The organism is Paenibacillus silvestris, assembly GCF_009882985.1.
Taxonomy (GTDB): Bacteria; Bacillota; Bacilli; order Paenibacillales; family NBRC-103111; genus Paenibacillus_E; species Paenibacillus_E silvestris.
In genome coordinates this window covers 309,561-316,256 of the sequence record NZ_WTUZ01000015.1, presented here as the reverse complement: position 1 = coordinate 316,256, position 6,696 = coordinate 309,561, and the positions used below count along the sequence as shown (strand labels likewise).

The window sequence follows — 6,696 nt, the reverse complement described above, 5'->3', positions numbered from 1 at the left end:
CACTGGAGCGAGATTTACTAACAAAAGAGGTTTTTGGTACATTCCAGGAAGCTTACGACGCCGTTGAAACGTACGTAAACTTCTATAACAATCGACGCATGCACCAAAACCTTGGTAAACGATCCCCTGCAGCATTCATGCAGTGGGCAAGTGCCCACCCGGACCAGCTAGCCAAGTACATTCGAGCCGTCTAAAAGAAGAACATGAACGAAAAGAAAAGAGAAACAAAGGAATTCTAAGGGCATCGTTACTTTCGTTAGCAACTCTCCGGAATTAGGGGGTCTGACCGTTGTCAGTAAAATAGCGCCCTGTAGTTCCCGTTATGTGTCTTTTCTTGCTTCCCATTCTCATGCCCACATAAAAAGACCGTCTAGGCAAAATGCAAAATGCCTGACGGTCTTTTCTATGTTGCACTTTGTACACCCACATTCCCGCAAATGCTCCTCTATTCAGCTCTATGTTGCATAAAGTACAGCGTTCTACTATAAAATGAGCTGTTTTCGAGCCATGTACATCAAATTGATTGTACTCTTTACAATGAACTGTTAGATAACAAACATAAATTGTCTTTAAGTTGTACTTAATACAACGAAGACAAAGGGAAGAAGTAAAACAAAAGGCTGTCCTCCAAGAGAGAAATCCACTTCGAGGACAGCCTTTTCCTATGTGTTCAACCTTCGCCTATATCAGCAAATCCAGAAACAAATAATACCCCTCTCCCAACGTACAGGAATAGGTCTGAATCTGATGCGAGGTATCTAGATCCGTATACATTTGTGATAAGATCCCCTGCTTTTGCAGGTTCATCATGAGAATGTTGGAGATGAAATACGGGCGCCACGTCCAGTTCGCTCCGCGATAGCTCTCGTCTTTGCTCCAAGCATGCTCTTTGCGAATATAGTTGGATGAGATTTGATAGCCATCTTCCCCACATATGTAGATCCGTATACAATTATCAGTTACGGTTGTGATCGTATGTTCAATTAGCTGATCCGCGTCTTCCGCCGTCAAAATACGAATGGTCGATTGGTTCAGGGCTTCCAGGCTTTGATGAATGGCTGAGAGATGGCTGTTCCGCTGAAATTCCCCTTGGCCAAAAAGGCCCATCTCTTCTTTCAGCATAGGTTTAAAAACATCCTTATGCTGCAAATACGGCTCTGCTTTCGAAAAGAGGTAACCTTGCACATACCTCGCACCGACCTGCAGCGCGCTGTGCAGTTCTTGCTTCGTTTCGATGCCTTCCACAAGCAGGGAAGCTCCCATTTGAGCCGCCAAGATGGAAAAAGATTGCATCAGGGCTTTGTATCCCGCATGAATCGCGCTTTTTTTCAGTATATTAAGATCGATTTTCAATATTTTCGGCTGCAAACTCGCGATGCGATCGAAATTGCTGAACCCGCTGCCTACATCGTCAATCGCAATGATACAACCGAATTGCCGATATAACTCGACAATTTGAGTTAGCTCTTGCAGCTTTCCTGTGAATTCCTCTTCGGTAACTTCAATCACGATACGCGCAGGATTTATATCATATTTCCGCAATAGTTCAATCGTTGGCAGCACGCCTGTGCGCTTATAAGTCCGATAGATCCATGAGGGTTTTAAGTTAATAAATAACAAGCTTTCATCTTGCGTAGAGGCAAGCTGTTCAATCGCTCGCTCCCTTAAGTGTCGATCAATGGGAAGCTGCACATCTTCCGGAATGTCAGGATTTTTGAAAAAAGGCCCCAAGCTTTCGACAATATCCTCTCTAATTCGCCTTCCCAATGTCTCATAGCCGATGATTTCCTGCGTCTGAAGAGAGAGTATAGGCTGGAAGAATGGACGTACTTCATGTCTCAGCGGAATCCTGCTGTCGTTAACCTGCACGTTGTGCGCCCTCCTCATGTGAAATCTTCATGTTCCTAAATATGACATAAAATTTCAAAAACTTCGTAATGACTAGTATTGTAAACGACATTGTCGCTTCTTGCAACGAATTCATGGAAGAAAACATAACATGGTCGATTTTTAAAGGAATATTGTTGCAGCTTGTCGAATTTTAACCGAAATGTACTCATTTATTCTATGTAGAATTCAGGTGACCAAGTGGCTATGAAAACATTCACGAGATCGCGAATCTCCATGTTATACGTTATTTTAATCGTGGCATTACTTGCTTTTGTCAGCGTGTCGAACTATATTGCTTCCCGGAACATGGAAAGTGAGAGCAATGCGATCGTGAATGATGCCATTCCGATCTCCAAGACCACGAACAGCCTGCTGACCGACCTGATCAATCAGGAAACCAGCATTCGCGGTTTCGAGTTAACGGGCAATGAGCAATATTTGGATCCTTATACCACAGGCAAAAAACAGCTGGAAGCAGATCTGGACAACATCCGAATATATGATAAAAAGTATCCGACACTCCAGCTCATCATGGATACACAAGCTATACCGGCCATTACTAACCTGCAACGCTTTTTTGACAGCCAATTAGAACTCATTCGTGCAGGTAAAACGGAAGAAGCTAGAACCCGGATTAACTCAGGCAAAACGATGATGGATCGTTACCGTGTCATCCATACGAGTATTGAGAAGACGATTGTACAAATCACAGAAGACGCCTACAACTCATCTCTCAAAGCGGGGCAAACCTCTCGTACGATTACCATGGTTGGAGGCATTATTGCCCTCATCGCAGGCGTGATGTCCATCTTCATCTCTTTCCGGGCTATTCACGCGGAAGAGGAGCTTCGTAAAAGCGAAGAAACCTATCGATATATGGCGGAAAGCCTCGAAACGCAGAATGAGGAGATCATTGCACAGCAAGAAGAGCAGCAAATCACTCTAGCCAAGCTATCTGAAAGAGAAAGGGATCTTGAGCTGATCTCTTCCTACCAAGAGAAGCTTACTGGCTACGTGGAGCTCAAGGATTTCTTGAAGCAAACGCTGCCTGCTCTGCTAAATTCCCTACAACAGGACGCTGCTCTCGTTGTTATGAAACGTGAAGCAAGCAATAGCGATAATGACAATTACACGTATGAAGTCATTCATTCTATCGGATATCCGAAAGAGCACATTCAGGTTCATCAGAATGAGTTATTTGGACCGGCTAGGCGTGTTTTTGATGAAGGTACGAATCTGGTCCATACACGTGATGTATCTGGACATGAAAAGGGTGTCCATGGCGGGATGATGCATGCCGTCGATAACTACGTTCCTCTTCTTGACGACAAACAGACGGTCATCGGCTTCCTGCTCCTGACGAGCTACCAAAGTTCCGTGTTCCAGGAGAACAACCAACGCCTGACGAAAGGCTTGGTCCGTCAGTTTGGCTTGGCGTTTTTTGCTCAAGTGATGAATGATGAGAGAGTGAAGCAAGCCGCTCACTTGGCAGATTTGAACGACGAGCTTATTGCCGAGAAGCTATTAATTGAGGGCCAACGCGACTTGATTCAGAATATTTTGGAATCGGCACACGAGGGCATGATGATGTGTGACTCCGAGGGGACCATCCTATTCGCTAACCATCGGATGAACCGCTATTTTGGCCTGAATGGGCGCATCGGCGAGAATTTAGTCGTTAGCTGTCACGCAATTGCCGCTGAGACTCCGAGCTTCTTCGGTGCTGCTTCTTCCATAGAAGCGCTAATTAGCGGTGCACATACGCATCTGACACAGCGTTTTGGCTTTGTGCTCGATGATCAGCCTCAGCATGCAGAGCTGTATGCAACTGTCGTCAGTGAAGATACTGAGCAGCAGGGTTACCTCTTTGTTTTCCGTGACCGGACGGAAGAAGAGCGCGTCGATGAAATGAAAAACGAGTTCATTTCCATCGTTTCTCACGAGCTGCGGACTCCTTTGGCAAGCGTGCTTGGCTTCATTGAGATTCTGCTCCATCGCGAGCTGCCGCAAGATAAACAGAAGAAATACATGGAAACCATTTATAAAGAAGCACATCGTCTCTCCAATTTAATCAATGATTTCCTCGATTTACAGCGCATGGAGTCCGGGCGGCAGTTATATCACTTCTCCCCGATCAACTTACTGCCAACTGTACAGGATATCGTTGATCAGTGGCAGGATAAGCAAAACCACAGCATCGTCATCCATCAGCAGGAACCGGAATTATGGGTGCGGGCAGATGCCGATCGGATCCGGCAAGTTTTCCATAACCTGATCAGCAATGCGATTAAGTACTCTCCTGGCGCTGAGCGCATCGATGTTTATTTATCCATTGAGAATGGTAAAATCGTTGCAAAAGTGCAGGACTACGGCCTCGGTATCCCGGAGGAAGCGCATGATCAAATGTTCTCCAAATTCTTCCGTGTCGATAACTCCGACCGACGCCAAATCGGCGGAACCGGCTTAGGCTTAGCTATTGTGAAAGAGATCGTGGAAGGGCACAGCGGACAGATCTCGTACGAATCTCAGATGGGTACCGGCACGACCTTCCGGATTGAATTCGATCAGTATCAGCTATCATCCATGGATGGGAAAATCGTTATTTTCGAAGATGATGATGACCTCGCCAAATTGATTCAAATTGCGCTGAATAAACTGGATCTTCCTTCCATCCAACTGCGCTCTGCAGAAGAGGGGATTATTGCCTTGAACCGTTGCAAAGGTGAACCGATTCTGTTCATCGTGGATATTCACCTTGAAGGTGTAAAAAACGGATGGGATTTCATTTCCGACTTATCCAGGCATCCCATGTATTATCAGACTCCAGTTATTGTCTCTACGGCACTGGATCAACCCCATGATTTCCATGAGAAAGAGATTCAGAAATATCTCAAAAAACCTTTCTCCATGGAACGTCTAGTCCAGGTAGCCAAAAATTTACTCGATAACAAGAAGAGTAATGCGTACGTTTTTCCTTCTCAGGACAAGGATTCTCTCTCTAACACTTTGCTGCGCAACGGGATCGATGTGGTTGAGATGAAAGAAAATATGGATATGATTGAGGTTGAAATTAAGAAGCCTACATCAGACGCCTAGCATCGCTGCATCTCTTATTAACTAGCTTGTTCATCTCTCTTCCTCCATCTTGGGGGTGGGGAGATTTTTTTATTGTAAAGCGACAGGGATTTCTCGGCCTGACAGCCAATATACTAGAGAAAAATGAACTTAAATAAGCAGGAAAGGGTGACCCTGGTGGCAAAGCTTGAGCCCGCTTCCAATCCGATACAAACACGCAGCGCCTGGACGCTGTTCTTCTCTTTACCGATATTCGCTTGGGCCATGTACGATTTCGCGAACACCATCTTTTCCTCCAATATTGTGACGGTCTTCTACCCCTTTTACTTAAAAGAAACGTTAGGAAAAAGCGAGGAATTGAACCAGATAGCCAGCACCTTTATCACGTACTCCAATGCCTTATCGAGTTTATTTCTCGTCCTGCTGTCCCCTTTATTCGGGGTATGGATCGACCGTACTGGCAAAAAGAAGGCCTACCTTGTCCCCTTTACCTTGATTGCCATCGCGGCGACTCTGCTCATGGGCGCTTCAGCTATCTGGCATACCGACCAGCAGTGGATGGGACTGAATACCTCGATTCTAGGTGTGATTTTCTTCTTCATGGTCGCCAAATTCTTTTATAATTCCAGCTTAATCTTCTACGACTCAATGATTTCGGATCTAGGCAGCGAGCGTGAAATCCCGATCATTTCAGGCGTAGGCGTAGCTGTTGGTTATGTAGGCACGCTAGTTGGCCTAGTTGTTTTCCCTTTAATTAATGGCAATCATTTTGAAAATACGTTTATTCCAAGCGCGCTCATGTTCTTGCTATTCTCCCTGCCGATTATGTTCCTATACAAAGAGAAACCGCTGAAACCGGTTAGCGAGAAAAAATCGCTCCTTAGCGGCTACCGCGAGATCTGGGCTACCTTCAAGGAGGCGCGAAAGTATCGTGCCGCTTTCCTGTTCATGATCGCTTACTTTTTCTTTAATGATGCCATTGCCACCGCCATAGCTGTCATGGCGATTTATGCGAATACGGTGATGGGATTCACAACGGGGCAGTTCATTCTCCTCTATTTGGTTTCGACCGTATCGAGCATCATCGGCTCCTTCCTCTTTGGCTATGTCACCCGCAGTCTGGGGCCCAAAAGAGCCGTGACCATCGTTGCCTTCGTTCTCATCGTCGCGATTGCCATCGCATCCTTAGCGACCAGCCAAAGCTTATTCTGGGTTGCCGGCAGTCTCTACGGCGTATCAATGGGCGCCATGTGGGTAACGTCTCGGACGATGATTGTGCAATTGACGCCTGCCCAGAAACGCGGTCAGTTTTTCGGCCTATTCGCTTTCTCGGGAAAAGTATCCTCGATTGTTGGGCCTGCTCTGTACGGATCGATTACGCTGGCGCTAGCCTCCACGGGGAATTTGGCCAGCCGAGTTGCGCTTGGCTCGCTTCTGCTACTGGTCATTGTCGGACTCATCGTGCACATGCGAGTTCCACAGAAATTGCATTCTTCTACTTAGTTCGTGTACAATAACTTTTAATCATAAGCGGAAAGGTGTGAGGGGTATGAAGGGTCCTGTGATCAAGCAGAAACAGTATCATTTCCTATTTCTCATTCCTAATAAACACTAAAGCGTTCGTTGCTTTAGTGTTTTTTTTCGCTCTGAAAACCGTTCTTTGCTAATGAACGGGCAGCTTTGAGTAGAAACAAGGATAGGGATACCAATTGTGTCATGGGAGGAGAGATC

At 45.9% G+C, this 6,696-nt stretch carries 4 protein-coding genes; 3 read left to right on the top strand and 1 reads right to left on the bottom strand.

Annotated elements, in window-relative coordinates:
• Positions 1 to 194 (top strand): IS3 family transposase (locus GQF01_RS12635; protein WP_161407101.1); only part of this gene is annotated, 194 nt, incomplete at its 5' end.
• A gap of 487 nt (positions 195 to 681) precedes the next feature.
• Here GQF01_RS12635 and GQF01_RS12630 read toward each other — a convergent pair.
• The gene (locus tag GQF01_RS12630) at positions 682 to 1,869 is read right to left on the bottom strand and encodes an EAL domain-containing protein (protein ID WP_161407100.1); all 1,188 of its coding nucleotides are present in this window, start codon (positions 1,867 to 1,869) and stop codon (positions 682 to 684) included.
• 225 nt (positions 1,870 to 2,094) lie between these two features.
• Here GQF01_RS12630 and GQF01_RS12625 point away from each other — a divergent pair, with 225 nt between their 5' ends.
• Both GQF01_RS12625 and GQF01_RS12620 read left to right on the top strand, forming a co-directional pair.
• A complete protein-coding gene (locus tag GQF01_RS12625; RefSeq protein WP_161407099.1) occupies positions 2,095 to 4,986 on the top strand; it encodes an ATP-binding protein in 2,892 nt (963 codons plus the stop codon).
• Positions 4,987 to 5,142: 156 nt separating this feature from the next.
• Complete coding sequence (locus GQF01_RS12620) at positions 5,143 to 6,468, top strand: MFS transporter (protein ID WP_328803446.1); 1,326 nt, start codon at positions 5,143 to 5,145, stop codon at positions 6,466 to 6,468.
• The last annotated feature ends 228 nt before the right edge of the window (positions 6,469 to 6,696 follow it).